Source organism: Porphyromonas cangingivalis (assembly GCF_900638305.1).
Classification (GTDB): Bacteria; Bacteroidota; Bacteroidia; order Bacteroidales; family Porphyromonadaceae; genus Porphyromonas_A; species Porphyromonas_A cangingivalis.
Window position 1 is genome coordinate 565,247 of the sequence record NZ_LR134506.1, and the last position, 17,957, is coordinate 583,203.

16 protein-coding genes are annotated in these 17,957 nt (G+C 46.4%); 1 reads left to right on the forward strand and 15 read right to left on the reverse strand.

Annotated elements, in window-relative coordinates; genetic code table 11:
• Position 1: 1 nt before the first annotated feature.
• Positions 2-1,027 (reverse strand): collagen-like triple helix repeat-containing protein, encoded by a 1,026-nt coding sequence (locus EL262_RS02305; protein WP_025839178.1) that lies wholly within the window; start codon positions 1,025-1,027, stop codon positions 2-4.
• Positions 1,028-1,073: 46 nt separating this feature from the next.
• Between EL262_RS02305 and EL262_RS02310 the strand changes: the two genes are divergently transcribed.
• Positions 1,074-1,625, forward strand: coding sequence for a hypothetical protein (locus EL262_RS02310; protein ID WP_126464338.1), 552 nt, complete (start codon positions 1,074-1,076; stop codon positions 1,623-1,625).
• 58 nt (positions 1,626-1,683) lie between these two features.
• Here EL262_RS02310 and EL262_RS02315 read toward each other — a convergent pair whose 3' ends face one another.
• The 14 genes from EL262_RS02315 to EL262_RS02380 all read right to left on the reverse strand — a co-directional run bounded on the left by EL262_RS02315 (position 1,684) and on the right by EL262_RS02380 (position 17,916).
• The gene (locus EL262_RS02315; protein ID WP_078735638.1) at positions 1,684-5,277 is read right to left on the reverse strand and encodes a hypothetical protein; all 3,594 of its coding nucleotides are present in this window, start codon (positions 5,275-5,277) and stop codon (positions 1,684-1,686) included.
• A 1-nt stretch (position 5,278) separates the two neighbouring features.
• Positions 5,279-7,561 (reverse strand): hypothetical protein, encoded by a 2,283-nt coding sequence (locus EL262_RS02320; protein WP_078735637.1) that lies wholly within the window; start codon positions 7,559-7,561, stop codon positions 5,279-5,281.
• A gap of 1 nt (position 7,562) precedes the next feature.
• Positions 7,563-10,139 carry a phage tail tape measure protein gene (locus EL262_RS02325; RefSeq protein WP_025839164.1) on the reverse strand — a complete coding sequence of 859 codons (2,577 nt, stop codon included), beginning with the start codon at positions 10,137-10,139 and terminating at the stop codon, positions 7,563-7,565.
• Positions 10,140-10,472: 333 nt separating this feature from the next.
• Entirely contained in the window at positions 10,473-10,787 is a 315-nt protein-coding gene (locus EL262_RS02330; RefSeq protein WP_078735635.1) for a hypothetical protein, read from the reverse strand.
• Positions 10,787-11,248: a phage tail tube protein gene (locus tag EL262_RS02335; RefSeq protein ID WP_025839160.1), complete on the reverse strand. Its 462-nt coding sequence runs from the start codon at positions 11,246-11,248 to the stop codon at positions 10,787-10,789. The genes EL262_RS02330 and EL262_RS02335 overlap by 1 nt, the downstream gene beginning before the upstream one ends.
• 6 nt (positions 11,249-11,254) lie before the next feature.
• Entirely contained in the window at positions 11,255-11,644 is a 390-nt protein-coding gene (gp17, locus tag EL262_RS02340) for a tail completion protein gp17 (RefSeq protein ID WP_025839158.1), read from the reverse strand.
• Complete coding sequence (locus EL262_RS02345; RefSeq protein WP_126464339.1) at positions 11,631-12,122, reverse strand: hypothetical protein; 492 nt, start codon at positions 12,120-12,122, stop codon at positions 11,631-11,633. Before EL262_RS02345 ends, gp17 begins: the two co-directional genes overlap by 14 nt.
• A 4-nt stretch (positions 12,123-12,126) precedes the next feature.
• Complete coding sequence (locus EL262_RS02350; RefSeq protein ID WP_025839155.1) at positions 12,127-12,432, reverse strand: head-tail adaptor protein; 306 nt, start codon at positions 12,430-12,432, stop codon at positions 12,127-12,129.
• Positions 12,429-12,728 (reverse strand): head-tail connector protein, encoded by a 300-nt coding sequence (locus tag EL262_RS02355; protein ID WP_159100553.1) that lies wholly within the window; start codon positions 12,726-12,728, stop codon positions 12,429-12,431. The genes EL262_RS02350 and EL262_RS02355 overlap by 4 nt, the downstream gene beginning before the upstream one ends.
• Before the next feature lie 37 nt (positions 12,729-12,765).
• The gene (locus tag EL262_RS02360; RefSeq protein ID WP_025839152.1) at positions 12,766-13,884 is read right to left on the reverse strand and encodes a phage major capsid family protein; all 1,119 of its coding nucleotides are present in this window, start codon (positions 13,882-13,884) and stop codon (positions 12,766-12,768) included.
• A gap of 20 nt (positions 13,885-13,904) precedes the next feature.
• Complete coding sequence (locus tag EL262_RS02365) at positions 13,905-14,567, reverse strand: HK97 family phage prohead protease (protein ID WP_025839150.1); 663 nt, start codon at positions 14,565-14,567, stop codon at positions 13,905-13,907.
• 1 nt (position 14,568) lies between these two features.
• Complete coding sequence (locus EL262_RS02370) at positions 14,569-15,783, reverse strand: phage portal protein (RefSeq protein ID WP_078735632.1); 1,215 nt, start codon at positions 15,781-15,783, stop codon at positions 14,569-14,571.
• Between the two features lie 55 nt (positions 15,784-15,838).
• Positions 15,839-17,545 (reverse strand): terminase TerL endonuclease subunit, encoded by a 1,707-nt coding sequence (locus EL262_RS02375; protein ID WP_078735631.1) that lies wholly within the window; start codon positions 17,543-17,545, stop codon positions 15,839-15,841.
• Positions 17,542-17,916: a hypothetical protein gene (locus tag EL262_RS02380; RefSeq protein ID WP_025839148.1), complete on the reverse strand. Its 375-nt coding sequence runs from the start codon at positions 17,914-17,916 to the stop codon at positions 17,542-17,544. Before EL262_RS02380 ends, EL262_RS02375 begins: the two co-directional genes overlap by 4 nt.
• Positions 17,917-17,957: the final 41 nt, after the last annotated feature.

Sequence of the window (17,957 nt, forward strand, 5' to 3'; positions counted from 1 at the left end):
ATCAGTAAGCTGTTATTAGATACTTGGTTGCCGTCTTGAGAACACTAATCTCTGAGACCTCACCACTTTTCAATTTCAATGATGCCTTTTTACTCACCCAATCTCCGCTGTTCGGCAACGGCAGCTCAAATTCAGCTGTCGGATATACCACAATGTGGAGTATAGAGCCGATCGACAATGTTCCCCCAAGCGAAAAAGAGGATGCATTGCCCGTTGTTACCTCCACCAACCTCTTATTGATTGGTAGATTGGTGAAAGATGTCGCCGTATTACTGCCAACGTTTCGAGCGGACTCAAGAAGAACTGCAATAAATTCTTGCTCTGATCCCGCATAGCCGGCTTCTTGAGCTTGTTGGTAGGCACTCTTACCATCTGCACCTTTGGCGCCATCGTTGCCGTTCGCGCCTTTCGCTCCGGCTTTCCCTTTTAGGCCTACATACTGATACGACTCTTGTCCCTGTACCCTAACTCCGAGACGAGTTCCATCCCAATGAAACTCAAGAGGAAGACCCGGCTCCCCTTTGTCGCCTTTGTCGCCTTTGAGTGATTGCCGTTGCTCTTCGGTCAGCTCCTCGAAGGTCATCTTACCGTCTGCTCCTTTCGCTCCGGTTTCACCCTTGAGGTTGACATACTGATACTCGCCTTGCCCCTTGATACGTACACCAAGCTCTGTACTACGCCAGGCAAACTCAAGAGGAAGACCCGGCTCTCCCTGGTCTCCCTTTATGGATTGTCCCGGCTCTCCCTGGTCTCCTTTTGGTCCCTTAATCCTCTCGATCGGGATAAGGATATGCCAAGAGTCGTCATCCTCTACTTGCCACATCACATTGTCGCCCTGGACGTCGAGCCTAACGGGCTTACCATCTTCGCCGTTCTTCACCTTTGCCTGAATGGCATCTACGAGCAACTGTATCGATATCCGCCCATTCTCTCCACTTGCCTGACAGACAAGAAGAAAATCAAGCAGACTTACCGCACTCAGTAGCGTGAAGTTCTGAATGTCAATCGTGTTTGCGTTTGTATTCATATAATTTATTTTTATATATTTGTGTCGAAACTAAATACTTACAACTATGAGACATCTACTATCTATTTTATTGATTCTTTTTGTGGTCTCCTGCAAGACCGATAAGCCTAACGGCATGCTCAAGCAGGATGCTCAAATATCTATCAATGTCATCTCCGGCACTGCACCTCGTGCCGAGTCCGATGAGGAGCAACCTCTGACTCCTCTTGAGGTCGTTAAGCAGGCTTGGGCTGTGCACCTTATCGGTCATGGGATGACTAAAGATGCGGATCGTGTCATCCATGAAACACAACGAGACCTCGAAAACATTGCAATCAAGATGTTTGGTAGCGATATTATCGGAGATACCCCTCGCACAAAGGGACAACTGCAGAAGTTCTTTATCGGAGGTAAAGATGTCTACTTCACCACCAAAGAAGATAAAGACACAATTGGGTATATCCCCAATAAGGTATTGCAAGAGGCTTATACAAAAGTGATAGTTGCTTACGAAGCTGGCAACTACGAAGAGGTTTACAAACTCTTCCAGAGCGCCTATACCGCCGTTCCATGTACAGGGAAACAATACCGAGAGCTCAAAGCCAAAAATCAACATTGACAGACAGTATTTCTAAAATATTTGAGTGGGTGTGGTCGCTACCGCACCCACTTATTTTTTACACCTCCGCCACACATTGAAAGGCAAAGCCTCCGTCTTCGTAGTTCCCTGCATCATCCGATACTTCGACCTCAAAGTACGTGCCGGTTATGTTTTTTAGCATAGCTATGAGCGTGCCACTCCCTTGTGTCGTAACGGTAGGTACGTAGTTGACATGACCGATATTGTGATAGACCTGATACCTGCCTGTGCTATATCTGGATGCACCGGAAAAAGCACCGAGCTTTTGAAGAGCAGCACCTCTATCACTCACCCTCCCTGCAGCTACGATCTTGATCTCCTTAGCTGGCTTGGTGACGGTGTACCCAACCGTAAACTTTCGGTATCCGGTTGTTGTCTCTTCCGTCTCCTCCATCGGGGTTATAGGATATAGCCCTGTGCGGTAATTGACTGATGTGAGCACACCATTGATGATCTCCTTGTAACTCCCGGTCGGGAACTCCAACAGCTCACGCACGGATGGTATAATCACCCCTGCAAGGACTGCCCCGGGTGGTATGGTAATCTCCACAAGCTCGACCTCCTTGTGGGGGCTTTTGGCGATGTCCTGCATATAGGTGTTGATGATGATACGCACAGCTTGATTATGGGCATTTTGGATATATGCCACCTTTCCATTGTCGTGGGCATATAGGCGGTAGGACGAGCCGTTGAAATAGTTGTAGTTGTCTCGGGTGACGACTATCGACTCCTTAACCCTCGTACCTCCGCTGTAATCCCACTGAAATGGAGCTGCCACGCTGCCACGTATAGATACGTCCCCTGTCTCGCCGTTCATGACAATGTTGGGGGTGAAAGCACCGATTTTGCCGTCTGGGACTTCCGAGATGTCCACTTCTCGCCCCTCAAACAGCCCTCTCTGAGACATAAGCTTACCCTCTTTGAAAATAAACTCTGCAAGATACGCACCGTCTGCAAGCAATAGATCAGTAGCGACCATTTCGAAGAAGTTAAATCGCTTCCAATATGAATCATCACTCCTCCCTGTAGGAGGAACGGTAACAGCAGAGTTGCTGTAATTCTTCACGACATAGGGGTAAGCCCTGTCGTCGCCTGATGCTCGGTACAGTACTATATGTCGCACCTCGTCGTTGTAAAAGTATTGACGTCCTTGTTTGTATGCTCCTGTAGGCACAGGCATAGCCCCGACACGACCGTCAGCACCTTGAGCTTTCACACCGGTGTTAATCCACTTTGTGCCATCCCAATACTCCCAATACCCCTGAGAGTTAATCCTCGGCGCCTTGCCGTCATTACCGTCTTGCCCATTTCGCCCATTTCGTCCGTCGCCGATAATCACACCATTACTCTCGTGCAAGTACTCTGAAGCATATACGGTGCTCTCGTCGATCCATCGATATGTACGCACCTTATAGTATAATGCCTCAGCACTAAATACCACATCCATCGATGATACATCTTTGCGACCCTCTTTGCGATTCCACGTAATGCCATCCGATGACGTATATAACACCATCGATGTACGGATGAGATTGTTGTCATCATCCATGTGAGCAACTGTATACGATGCTGGAGTATAGCTACCTGTCTCAGATACTTTTGACATCACGTGTGATGGGGTTAGATGAGTGCGTTTCGGCACAATCTTATATATAGCCGGAGCACTCCATGTTGGAGAAGATTGCGGATTATCTATGTCATGGAGAGACGGGGTGATCTCGGCACGTGTCTCCCAACACACCGAGCTATCGGCACGTGTGAGACGGACGGTCGTGTATGTTTGCTCATGGGATCCCTTGCGCCTACCTCTGACGGACAGAACAATGCGCCCTCCTTGAGGTATGTGTAGTCTCAGCCCCTCGTCAAATGAGCCATACAGATGTCTATCGTAGAGCGTTTTTGCGGTATAGAGATCGAATAGTCGGAGATATACGCCTTCTCCCGAGTGATCTCGACCCTCGACACGATAGGTTATATATTGCTCCTCTTCGTCCGTCATGTGCGAGATGCTACCCTGGTCCGTATTAATCAGATCAAGTACATAACTACTTCCCTGCCGTGCAAAGCTACGTACATCTACGATACTGATTGTTTCCGAAGGTGCTTGATTACTCTTACTCCACCCTTTCGGGAACCGCCCCATAGGAACCTCAGGCATATTGTCGACATGCATATATCTTGACTCTACATACCTGCCTATACCATCTTTCACAACCGTTACCCGGAAGCTTTGAGGTACAATAGCCTTCCCCTCACAGTTTACAAGGATGTCTACTTTGCCCCCCTCACTACCAACGCTGGTGATTATGATATTTCCGGCATTGATGGTGGCTGTTACTCCAACGGCCGATAGCGTAACAGTATATGCCCCTTCTTCCACAATCTCTGAGTAGAGCAATTCTTTGCTGCCTTTCAATACGGTGATATGCGTTGAAAGATTATATTCCGACACCGTTACTTCTTTTCCACCCGTAACCACTTGATGATTCCCGGTCACAACCTTCATCGATCGCCTTAATTCTGTCGCCCCTTCTTTCACAACCTTGTCGTAGGAAGATAGGGTGACGGAGTAGGGGCTATCCACCTTGTCGGCAATCTCCTTGATCTGCTCGGGAGATAGCTGAAGGATCGTGCCGGTAAAGTACACATTGTTCAGATAGGCTGAATAGCCATCAAGTTGCATTCCGTGCACTCGAAGATTGGAGAGGTCGCCAAACTGCATGGCTATGTTGTGCTTGCCGATCTCCCAATCATTCACCCCCTTGAGGTATCGGGTATAGCTCGTTGTACTGTATGCCGATGCTTGTCTTGAGGTGTCGAAGAAGTTGCCATAAGCAACAAAGTGGCTCATCGCCTTTGGGTGCATATCGTACCCCTCACGGAGAGCGTATCTGACCACACCGTCATTCGATACGGACAGCACCCTGAAATAGCACGTGCCAAATCCCTCGCCTGTGTTGTACACGAGCTTACAGATATCCCCAACAGCAACAGACGGATGTTCGCCTGCTTCCAATTTGAGTTGGAAGGACTTGTTCCCCTCATCCACACTCTCGATGATACCCCCACCTTTTGAATTCCATTCTTCACCCGTGACAACTCTAACTCGGTTGTACCTCAGCTCTGGCACCTCCAAGAATGAGCGCAAAAAGAGACTTTCAAGCTCTGCACGACCTTTGTCGTCTATATGACCTCCGAAGCCTGTAAGTCCTGGTGCATACTCTCCGAAGTTAGCACCCCTAAGGAAAGAGATAAGACCCTCTGCAGTATCATCCTCTTGACGAGACAAGAATCGTCTCCATATCGGACTATCTTTTGCCAAGTCAAGCGCAAGGTCAGCAACTCCTGCCCTTACTTTCTCGGTCACTCTCTTCTTGTCATAAGTCCCTGCTACCGGACCTGCCTCAAATACAGGTCGGGTAATATAGAGATAGCCTGCTCGATCTATTGTTATCGCATCTATATCCGACTTATTGTTGTGAGTATGCCCCTCAACAACCTTGGAATTATTCATGTTGATAACATTGTTAGCAGATATATTAGCCGCCGTAATACCCAACTCTCTGAGTCGCTTACTCCTGGGACGCCCCGGAGTCGTAAACACTTTTACCGTGAATTCTTTCTCATCCATATTAGTCTTTGTATTCGTCTGGTGACAGCTCAACATATGTCACTTGGCCTGCATCAGTGATCACATCTTGAACTTCCGACCGGATCATAAATTTTTTATTAGGTTGGTTAGTATCGATATAAGTACATAGCCTTCCGGTATCTGTGATAACCTCCCCGGAAAGAGTTGTATGCCTTGTGGCGTATTGAGAGTATATGGTTCCCATGAGCAACCGTTCTATCTGTGATGTTCGGCCGGCTCTTGTGAGCTCTGTAATCTGTCTTCCGGTATGGGCATTGAAGTATGCTCCTCTGGCTGTTGGCACACTGCCTTTCGAGCTACCACACACTGTGTCAATATCCAGAGGCTCCCTTGCAAATGGGTTTAACTCTGATGTATACTGCACATCGTCCGTATTTATTGTCTGATCAAACTGATCATTATTTATAAGCTCCAATTTAGGAGGTTGCATGAGTATCCATGAAATCTTATTCCATAGATCACCTTCGTTCTGAACCTCTGTTTTGCTCAGTTCGTAGTCTGACTCTTTACTATGGAAGATCTCCCTATCTCCTATCACTCTATTTATGATTTGCCATCCCTGCAACACCTCAAGCCATAGGTGACCGCCACCCCCACCAAAGTAGGGGTAGGGTATATATTGTCCTGCCGGTGCGCTTCCAATATTCGCACTAAGCTCTCTCCATGTTGGCCCTATAGCTTGTCTATTGGACTTCCATCCGACAACACCGGTTTCTACAAGTCGATCTTCAACATCATAATAAGACAAGTATCCAACTTGATCTTTCTTCAGGGTCCAATATCCTAATGTCTTAGACAAGTCTGTGTCTGCAACAGGAGCATTCTTGGATATAACCTCAGCATTAACCCACGTGTATATATCATCAGACCCATCCGGTTGATACCTCAATGCCACCGGCACATACACAAAGTTTCCATAAGACTTCCAATACGTTTCCCATTCCTTTTGTGGTAGGCTTTCCCAATCAACAGCACCCTCAAATGGATTTACCCTTGGATCCATCAACAATTCAATACTGATACGTATGGACAATCTTTCAGGATCTGCCACCGGCGGTATGGGTACTTTCTGAGTTCGAAATATGGGTTTACCTATGGTTGACATAGTCCCTGCCAAGTCATTCATGAGGTATCCTATTCTCCTCATTCTCACATTTGCTGATCCATTCCCTGCTGGGTGCACCGACACACTTCTGAACATGAGAGCAATGCCTTCACTCTCTTGCCCATCGTATTGTGGTACGATTTTGTAGAATGAACTCAAGGGATTCAACAGTTCTATATTCTTACCCACAGCCGACACCCATAGGGTAAAGCCACAAGCGGAAGTATCCAGCCATCGTTCGGCCGACTCCATATTGTAGTGGTAAGAATAGAGTCTGGCTTCTCCATAAAGCAACCCGTCCGAATTGTTTAATGCCGTCTTTCTTGAGCTTGTAGGGATAGTCCAACACTTCTCTGACAGGAGATTGCCACTTTGAGCATATGTATTCCAGGAGATATTTATGTTATTGTATACGGAGTCTACCCCCATTGTACTGCTGTCTCCATCCCACAAAATGGGATTACCCTCAGAGTTATGATACAACGCATTAAGATCGTACACATAGATTTTCCCACAGCGTTGCACTATCTTTAATCCTAAGGGCTGATATACCCCCTCTAAGACCTCACTTAACTCTGACGCTTCGCCATCTTCGTTGTAGAAGTTGTCACTCCTCACCTTAAGGTCTGAAAGACTCATTCTATTCCCAGTAGGGAGCAATGAGGTGCTTATGAATGCTTCATCAACCCCGGATGTGTTGATGCCACTTTGAGACAGCGCATATCTGAGGATATCATTCAGGGTCTTCATTCCTCCGAGGCCATACTTTAAGCGTTTCAGTATCCCAAAATCGCTAAATGTTAGAGAGACTGTGTAATCCTTCAGACTTTCATACGGCTCCTCATAAAATTCAGGATCCAGCATACCTGACCAATACAGAGCATTATCCCTATAGACATCCATACGAACATCAGCAATGCGTATCGTGTATAAATCCTCGAAGCGACGATCACTGGTGCTGATGACCCTGATGCTGGCAGAGCTACCACATAAGACATCCTCCTTCTTGGTGTCTTGCCATTCTATGACAAGCGGTGATTCTGCATCAAATACAAGATCCTCCACGACATAAGGGAGGTCGGATTTTTGATATATCTCAACCTTCCAGACAACACCATGACGGCTGACGAACGAGCCGGAATATCTGACGTGCAACATATCAGCTACGTGATTTTAAGTTATTCTCCTTCGAAAGGATACCGACAAGGCTACGCCCCTTTATCTCAAATGTCACTCTGCCATCGAGCGATTGTGGAGCATCAGATATCATGGATCTCAACTTATCGAGCGGAGCTATCACCTCAGGATTACTGCTTGCCCCAGCATACTCTCCCACCAATGCGAGAGTAGGGCCGGTTGCAACCCCTCCTGATGCCAATGCAGGTATACCCGCAGCAGTAACAGACGCCAACATCGCAGCCGTAAATCCTGCACCTATACCGAAGCCGGCAAAGGGGATAGAAGCATGAGCCGCCATATACTTAGCAGCTGCCAACTCTTTGAAGCTCGCAGATTCAAGCTTATTGGCCGCTATAACACCCGCAGATACTCCGACACTTGTTGCGGCACTTGTCGCACGTGCTGCAGTAGCACCAACCTCAGCACCAACCTCAGCAGTTTTGGCAATAGTCAATGCCGTACTGGCACCGGTGAGGAGCTTCATTATCTCCAGCACTGTCTTAAAGCCTTGATACAAACTGAGGAAGCCATCCACTACAGTAGTCAACACTTGCCACGCAGATCCGTTACCTTCCACAGCGTCAGTGATCCTTTCTATGCTGTCTCCCATGCCTTTGATCCCGCCCCAACTCTTGTTTAGAGCTTCTTCGCTGGATATAGAGGTCTTTTGCACCTCCTTACCTGCATTCTTGATTGCTTCAGCTTTCTTCTCCCATGCTGCTATCTGTTGATTGATCATGGATGCCTCGTTGATGCTAGCAGTCTGCAGGCTCTCATTTAATACCTCAATATTCTTGGAGATCTCTTTTAGTGTCGATGCACCTTCGTTAACGGTTCCTATCTTGGATACCTCCTTACCTGCATTCTTGATTGCTTCGGCTTTCTTTTCCCATGCCTCTATCTGCTTGTTGATCTCAACGGCTTCAATCTTGGTAGCCTTCTGCAGTTGATCATTTAGTATATTGATGTTGTCTGTAATCTCCTTCAGTGTTTGAGCCTCCGAAGACCATACCGGATCGTCATTTTCTTTCGCCTTACCTGCGTTCTTGATTGCCTCAGCTTTCTTCTCCCATGCCTCTATCTGCTTGTTGATCTCAACAGCTTCAATCTTGGTAGCCTGCTGGAGCTTATCGTTAAGGATTTGGATATTTCCGGTGATGTCTTTTAGATTTTCTGCACCTTCTTTCCAGCGGGGCTTTTCCTCTTTTGACTTCTTGGAGACCTTAGAAGGATCTTTATAATCCTTATATTTATCGAGGAGGTTAGATACATCCGCTCCTCCTTTGTCGTCAGTCTTAACATCAACAGTGACCTCAGCTGTACTCCCACCCAAACCAAGTAGACGCTTCAACCACTCCCATGCCTGCTTAGCCTTATCTGCAAGCCAACTGAGAGCTGCAGACAATTTCTGCATTATTAGGTCTGCCAATGGCTTTATGGCGGACCACAAACTATTAACCACAGAGCGAAAGCCCTCGAAGTGATTATATGCATATATAGCACCTGCAACCAGTGCGCCTATTGCTGTAATAAGTAGCCCTATAGGGTTTGCTGTAAGCACTGCATTTAATATCTTCTGCACTGTGGTCCATGCGACTGTAGCAATCTGCACAGCCTTTTGCGCTACTGCTACACCGATTATTGCAGCTTTATTCTTCACAAAAGCTATAGTAGATACGGCAAATGCTTTTGTTCCACCAATGAGAGCTGCCTTCATTGAGTTGATGCCGGACACAAGCGTGATAAGGCTTGCTGTCGTTGTAGCTGCATGCGCTGCAATCGTCACAAAAGGCAATGCCCCGTTTACGAGTCCGCCTAGTTGCTCTTGTATATCTCCTAATGTATTCTCAAGCTGCTTCTGCTTACCGGATTCCGTCTTGGCCAATTCGGCATTCATATTACCGACATTGTTGGTGATGACTTGAGCCAATACCGCTGCACGCTCCTGTTCCGTACCAAACTTAAGAACCTTTTCCTCAGCTTCGGAGAATGTAACACCAACTTTGGTCAGAGCTGCAACTTGTCCCTGCATGACCTTTCCCATCAGATTCCCCACACCGACGGCATCGGATGTTGTAGCCTCCAAGCCCTTCTGCTGAGCAATAAGGTTGTTCATTGCCGGTATGAGTGTCTCAAGGCTCGCTTTTTGATCCAAAAAGGTAGCCAACTGTTGCGCTCCTGATAGTTGCACTTCATCTCCAACTACACCCAATTCCTGCTGTGCGCTCGCCAAGTCTTTTATACTTTGAACTTCCGCTTGTGTGGCTCCCATTCGCTGAGCCATTATGGTCTCTAACTTTCGTTCAGCTGTTTCCTGAACAGCGTAAGCTGTAGCTAATCCTTTTATCGTCTGATGTAATTGTTGGAAACTTCTTTGTGCTGCATCTATACCGGTAGCTAAAGCTGCAAAATTTATCACACTTCCTTTAAGCTGTTGAGCTTGTTTGAGAGCACCTTCCATAGACTTCTTTAGACCATCTGCACTTTTTGCAAGGTCCTGAAAGCCTTTGGCATCTCCATCCAACTTAAATGTTATCGTTACAGTACTTCCCGCCATATTACAGCTCTTTTTCTGCTAGTCTTTTTTCCAACAATTTCATCCTTTCACGTTGCTCCTGTGGTGTTATACGCCTTCTTTGGAGAGTTGCCTTTTGATCCCAAGGGAATGGGAGCAACTTATCAGGTGTTATCTTATGTTTCTTATCTATGTGTGGCTGAATGCCGATGTATGCTACGGTACGTGTCCGCATCCAGTTATCTTTATACTCGAACTCGCATCGGTCTGCATAGGCCTTATACACTGCCTCAAACTCATCAAAAGTCAATAGACAGAAGTCTGAGTAGCTAAGTCCTATACAGCCTAATGCGATACCGAGATACTCATTGATGGTTAGCGTGCTTTTTTTTTCGCATCTTCGGATGCTTCTGACTTCTCGCTGACCTCTTGCATAGACAGCACCCAATCTGTCATATCCTCCGGAAGGATGACATCTGCAAACTCCTCAAGGGTATATCCGAACTCCAGTTTGTCTGCAGCACAAGCCGAAGCTACACAACAGTACAAGTAGATACAAAGATCTGTCACGCTGTCTGAAGACAGCTCAGTAATCTCCTTTCCCGTCTCTCTCTTAAATCTGAGCATGGCACCCATTGTCGGGCGACAGGGGTAGGAGACACCCCCTACCATGATGTGTCCTTTTTTCATCACTCTACGTTGTCTGTGATTTTAGTTTCATCCATCGTGGTAGGCATACCGTCATTCTCAAGGGAAATAGAGTAGGTGGAGTCATCTTGTGCAGGGTCTGTTCTTTCCAGACTTGAGATGACAAACTTCCCTGCAAGATAAGGTTGCGCACTGTTCTCCCTCTCAAGACATTTAACCTCAACTGACTTTCCTGTCTTCCACATATTGAAAAGCTCTTTGAAACCCGTTTCTGTCTCATCGTAGAAAACCAAGCCTTCCGCACTGATAGACACAGATAGACCGACAACCCCCTTATTCTTCCAGAGTCCTGTAGATACACCGGCACTTGCGGGTGGCTTAACAGCTCTGTCTTTCGTTTCACTGTTGAATGTTGTTGTATGTGTGGTGCAGCTACCGACGGCCTTACCTCCGACGAACAATAGCATATCGCTACCGTTACAATATCCACTTTTTGCTCCCATATTTGCTTAAATTTTGATGTTAAATACTAGTTGCTGAATGTATGCATCAGCTTGCCAGGTCTCCTCACCATCGACAAGAACACAACTCCTCATAGTAAGATCTCCGAGCGTACACTTCTTACCCTCCAAAGCATACCTGACAGCCTCAGCAAGCTCAACCCCTTGCGTGTACTTCTGTGTCAGACAGAGAACTTCTACCGCAATGGTATCCGCTCCTTGTCTGTCCTTTACGGGTACATTCTCTTGGCTGATGCGACGATACACGATGTATGGCAAGTCGGCCTTATCTTCGATAACAGGATAGATCTTATTGGTCTTTTTCTTGACCTCAGCACTCTCCATAAGCAAGTGTCGTATAATCTCTCCTGCACTGATAGACGTCTTATTTACACCCATACTTCTCTGCTGTTTTTACAATGCTTGTTGTTAATTCTTGCCTTAGCTCATTTGTGACCCTGTTAGATGTGCTGTCACCGGCTCGTTTCAGATACCCATACCGCTTTAATTTTCCCGTTGACCTCGACACTTTGGTGCGCCAATGCCTTCGGGTCTTTCGATCGGCTGTACCATCTTCAAGCCACATGAGGACCGGTTTATAGGCTTGTCCTCTGCTGTTGGTATAGTAGCCCTGGTTCTTCTTTTTATTAGTCCCCACTGTAACCTTGAACCCCGCCACACGCTTGAAGACAACGGCCCGAAGGCCTTTCTCCAGTTGCCTGTTCGATCTGATGTCCTGTCGGAGATTTGACAAGGCTTCTTTTCGAACAACACCGGCCACCCTGCGAAATGCCCCCTTTATAGCCTGAAGCCTACGTTTAGGCTCCATGTCGTAAAAGAGCTTAGACAACTTGGAGTCATCGTAATCTACTGCCATACTATTACTCATTCACCCTTTCGCAGACAAGGGTATTAAACCCTCTATCTATGTTGGGTATGATTGCCACAATATTGTACAGATGACCACCAAGCTGCCTGACTCTCCAGTTCTCTTCTACGGGATGAGCATCACGAATGTTGTACTCTATGCTGTAATCGGGAAAGTGTTCCCCAACTTCATTGCTCCTACGCCCTTGCATCTTTACTCGCTCCGCATGTACAGTTCTCTGACGGACATAAGTCACATCTTCTGCACCCATTCGGTCTGTTGCTCTCTCGGGCTTTAGAAGCTCTAAGCGGTGTTTCATTCGTCCTGCTTGCATCGGTTAGACAGTTTTCTGTAAGGTTTGATGAGTGCCTGTAGTGTGTATGGAACCTCACGCATTTCGGTTGTCGATACCGCTTCTCGCTGATTATACCAATGACCCGCCAATAGGAGTATCGCTTGCCGTATTTCAAGAGGTACTTTTCCACCTCCTATTTTCGTAAGTTCTGCAAGGGTTCTATTTACCGATGTCAACACATGAACCTCTGCCACATCTAAGAGATGTTGGAGATAATCATCATCTTCGGAAAACTCATCACTCCGAACATGCTTTTTCAAAAGTTCTATATTAACTACAGACACGTCTCAATCCTCCTTAGCCGTTAATCTTAGCGAGCGCAAATGCCTCATCCATCAATGTGGTAGTACCGTAGTCTGCGTTCATTACGAAGTCTACAGCATCTTTTCTCGCCTGCGAGTAAGGATCCACGATGAAAGAAATGTCACCGAACAATCCCATCGGTTGATATCTCCAGTCTCCAAGACCGATGTACTCTTGACCGATGTAGTTGGTGGTGAACACCGGAAGGCCTGCGATCATGTCGTTTTCACATACCATGATACCACTACCTTTATCCTTGGGGGTAGCCTCGGCGATTGCCTTTCTGGACTTGGTCATGACCCAACACATGTGGTCTCCATCAACACCTGTTTCAAGAACCTTTGCTTTCATTTTGTTGAAGTCAAGGAATGATGGATCTCCGCTCCACTCTGTAGCTCCTGACACCTTGTCGACGAATGGACCCTTGAGGGTAGTAGCATTTGATACTGTTGTGGTACTGAACACAATCTTATTGAGAAGCTTGGAGAATGCCAATGGCATGATTTCTAGAATGATCATCTCAATGATACCTGAGGTACGGTTGATTGTCTGTCTCGTGACAGGGATAGCAATACCTACACGTTGAGGAGTTGCTGTGAGCTTGCTGAGCGTAAACTTTGTATCTGAGAGGGCAACCCCTTCGCCTGCGATAGTTGCTTCCACGGCCTCATAGGTCGGCCAGATGTAGTCACCGGCAAGACCCGTATTAAAGGGCAATCCGACCTTATCCAGGATAAGCCCCTCAGCTAAAGGACGGATAATATCCATAACGTTAACTGGGATGACTCCTGCAGACTGCACATCTGAGACCATCATGAAATCTCGCATCAAACGGATTTCGGTATGCTTCCCGGACTGCGCATTCTCACGGATAAGCGCTTCAGCCTCGGCTTTAGACCCAGGATTGTCTCGCACAAAATCAGCAGCAGACACTTGGATGCGCATCTGAATCATTTGATTGTCTCGGCAGAGAGTGTCAAACTCTTTTTGCTCAGCATCATTCCTTTGGCGAGCCTCTCTCTCACACAAGTCCGCAATCTCGTTAATGCGATCGCAGTTAGCCTGATACTTGTTGATCAGTTCTCTTACTAGTAGAGTTGGTTTCTTTTTCATACTCATTTGTTTTTAAGGATTTATAATTTGATCTTAGCTTCTCTTCGCATTTCGCTGATCTGTGCCAAGACTTCTTTTGGGGTTTCTTTTACCTTTGGGGACTTTAGTCCATCCACCAAGTCTCGCACCTCACAAGATGTCTCAACATAAGCAGGGTTGGCAGTAAGGGTAAAGTCATATAACCCTGTAATCTTCTCTACAACGAATGTTTCCTTTACCACTCCATTTTCAGTGACAGATGACCGACTGACATAACTTAGGTCATAATACTTCGTAGAGAATTGGAATGAACAGCCGTCAAGATCTCCTCTCTTTACCAACTCCAGAGCCTTATCCCCCTCCATAGTATGGGGAGCTTCAAACTCAAAGTATATGCCTTTAGCATCTATACCGTACGTCAATGTCCCTTTACCGCTCTTACTCCGAGCAAGGAGCATCGAGTTGAAATGGAAAAGGGTCATCTTAATGTCTGATGCATCAAGGATATCTTGTGTAATGGCATTTCGAGAGATGATTTCGTACATCTCATACTCGTCATCCTTATACAAGGCTCTTGATGGCGTATCGAAAAGGATAGCATACCCAGCTATCGTGCGACTCTCTTTTCCCTCCTCTTGTGCTTCTCGTATGTGCACCCCTCCGGGTGTGAATAAGCTTCTTGTGATAATTTGATTCTCTTCCATATTATTCGCTCTGTGCTTCTGTTATGATTTCGTTGATACCTTTTAAGTTTGCGGATACTAAGACTCTATCCCCACCTTCCACAGGAGGCTTATTCTCTTTTGCCCTCCATTCGTTGACCGTATATAGTCCCGTGGCTATGGTCTGTGATTGATAGCTGACCTTGCCAGCCAAATCCATAGCATACAAAGCTTCTCGGTTAAACTCGAACTTCCTCTTGTGTGCAAGATCTGCTGATACCAACTTACGCAAGAACTCCACCTCGATCTTTCGGAGTAGGGGGTTAAGAGTTGTTGACAGGAAGGCAGTACTCGCATTTTCGGCACTCTTGTAATTGTTCGAAGTATCGTCAAAGACAAACGATGGATGGACCCTGAAGAAGCGACATATGTCTCTCACCGTAAACTTGCGACTCTCCAAGAACTGCATATCAGAACTACTCATGGACAGCTGGTGATATTGTACTTGTCCCGGGAGAGACACTGTATTAGCACCACCTTTGAACTTCGCATCTATGTCTATAGCTGTTTTCTCCAGCTCTGTATCTTGATACTCCCCAAAGCCTCTCACAGATGTATCATTGGATACAATCCCCTTACTGTTGCCCCCATTTTCGAACCTCTTAAGCGTCTCTCCATCACCACTACTTGCAATATCCAAAGTGATGCGAGCGTATTCCAGCGTGGATATACCGATCTTCCCATCAAGGGAAAAGTTCTTAACATGTATGATCTCCTCTTCGGAATAGACTCCATTAAGTACTGAGCCGGCATTGCTGACTGTGTACGCTCCCGAAGTCTTGTCATGGTTGACTTGAGTAGGGTCCAATAGGCGGAGCTCCAGCAATCCTGGATTTACGTAGTCCCATATTGGGAGCACATACGCATTACCTTTGACATGTAGATGGATTACAAGGGTCTTCCAAAAATCAAATGCATTCATGTCGTTACAAGGTTGCACATTCAGCAGGTAGTGCATACGATCTGACAAATCATCCTCGAAGATTCCACCTTTTAGCTTCTTGTAGTGCATTGGAAGGTTGGCAACACTATCCGACAGCAAGTCTATGCAGCTGTAGACAGTGGCTACGTTGAGAGGATTAGCCCCCAACGACACAAACCGACCATACGTGCGAGGTGTAACAGATGTATCTACAGGCTTTTTAGCAGTAGATCTGTCGCCTCGAAACAAGGTAAATATGCCATTTAATAGTTCCATGTTGTATAGTGCTTCTACTATACCGATGAAACATGGTTTTTGGTACCACTTTTTTCTACCTTTCGTAGTCGATAAAGAGTCTTAAACACATCAGCTTGGTTATAACTCCGTCTATCTTAGCGGTTTGCTTTCTTTTAATTGGCTTTTTATTTTCTAATTTATCTTCGTCGATTATCGCATTTCCGAAGCAATATGCGTTGATTGGGTTGTCATCGATGATTATCTTACCTGTCTTTGCTCCATGCTCAAAGCTTTCGACGGGGGCTGTAAAGTTTCCATAGGTTTGCTTGACCCCCTTAAGCACGTTTGCTGCACCTGATGCAGCAAGCATATTGACAACCTCCTGACTCTTCCATGGGTCATACCCAATGCCAAGTATTCTAATATACTGATTGAGATAGAGCACATACTTAACAATCTCTGAATAGTCAATAACCTCGCCTTTAGTCAGTTTTAGGTATCCCTTTTCTGCCCATAGTCGGTAAAGAGACTCGTTGGGATGATCTGATAACGCCCCCTCGGGAAAGAAGTAGGCCGTATGGAAACTGAATGACTTACCCACTGTGTTGTACATCGCCATAGTGACTGCACTGAAGTCATCACTCTCACTGAGGTCAATGGCCACCATCGCATCCGGACGTCCCTTGATACTAGAGACATTGATGTGTCGGCTGATATGTCGGGCCAGTGTACTGCTGATCCATGACTTCTGTTGGTTCTCCGAATATACGTTCAGTAGCTTGGTCCTGAAAGCCAGCATCGCATCTCCACCGTTACGCAGAGCCTTCCTGTACTCCTGCCGGTAGAAGTCCATACTCACAGTTACGCCAAGATGCGGGTGCACTTTGCGCCACGTATCCTCGCTGTCTTCGGGATCATCCAAATCAGGCTCAAAGATGTGCACAAAGACACTATCGTCTTCATACTCTCCTAGTAGGATCGACTTGTACCCCTGTAACATCTCATAGAATGGTCCATCGAAGACATCTGATGCAGTGGTGATGATGACGGTTAGGGGGTTCTCCCGAACACCCATAGAGGTCGTTAGCACGGTTAGGAGCTCACTATTTCGTGCCTGACTGAACTCATCCAGGATAACGGTACTTGCATTGAGTCCGTCTTTGGTGCGTGCATTGGCCGTAAGACACTGAGCAAAGGCAGATCGATCCTTGCGACGGCTTTTGATGGTTTGTTCGTTTACGACATATCGACGCCCCTTGGGATCAAGTCGCCTCATACATCCCCTTATAACGTCAAAACACTTCTTTGCTTGATCATGGCTATTCGCGCCTGTGTAGCTCTCCGCATTGGCATCCCCATATAGTAGATCATCTATAGCCAAGGATGCACTGCTGGTCGTCTTGCTAAATTTACGAGGCACATATAGCAGCGCTTCACGAACGACCCTTTTACCCTCATGCCAAAAGGCATATATGCTCGCAAACTGAAAAGTCTGTACAGGCGTAAGTCTATAGGTTCGTTCTCCTCGTGTCCCCGGAAAGTATAGGCTTTCATACAAGGTGAAGAACCTTTGTACCTCAGTGACATTAACCCCATACTTGTCGTACATCCGAAGGAAGCGCATAACAGACAACTGCTCGAACAGGTTGTGTCCATCAGGATTGCCGGCTACTTCACGGATATAGCTATCAATCCTTTGGTCAACTTGTTCGAGCTTGTAAGCAGACAGTTCGACATCGGATAACTCCTGTGTGATGTCTACTTTGGCTTGCTTTAGTTTGTCTTTATCCTCTTCGGTCATTCCTTTTTCAGGATGGTGGGTTTGGTTCGCTTCTTGTTTAAGGTCTTTGTTAAGTTCACAAGTGGGTCTTCTTCATCACCACCACCAAGCTCCTCAACGGTCAGCCCCAGAACTTTCATTTGTCTTGTGATAAGCTCTTGACTTTCTTTTGCTATTTTGAAAACAGGGTGAGGCGCCATTTTCTTGCCATACCTTGTCTCCTCCAAAACTGTTGTCTCCTCCAACGTATCTATTTGTTCATTCGACATATCAAGATTACGCATTGCACTTGCAAGAGATTTGATCTGCAAATCGAGAGCCTTGCTGTACGTTTTTTGGGATTTCAGTATCCGAATAATATCTTTTTTGTAATCATCTACCTTCTTTGCCATCTTGTCTTGTTTTTATTCCTCAGTGTCAAAAGTTCCGCAAA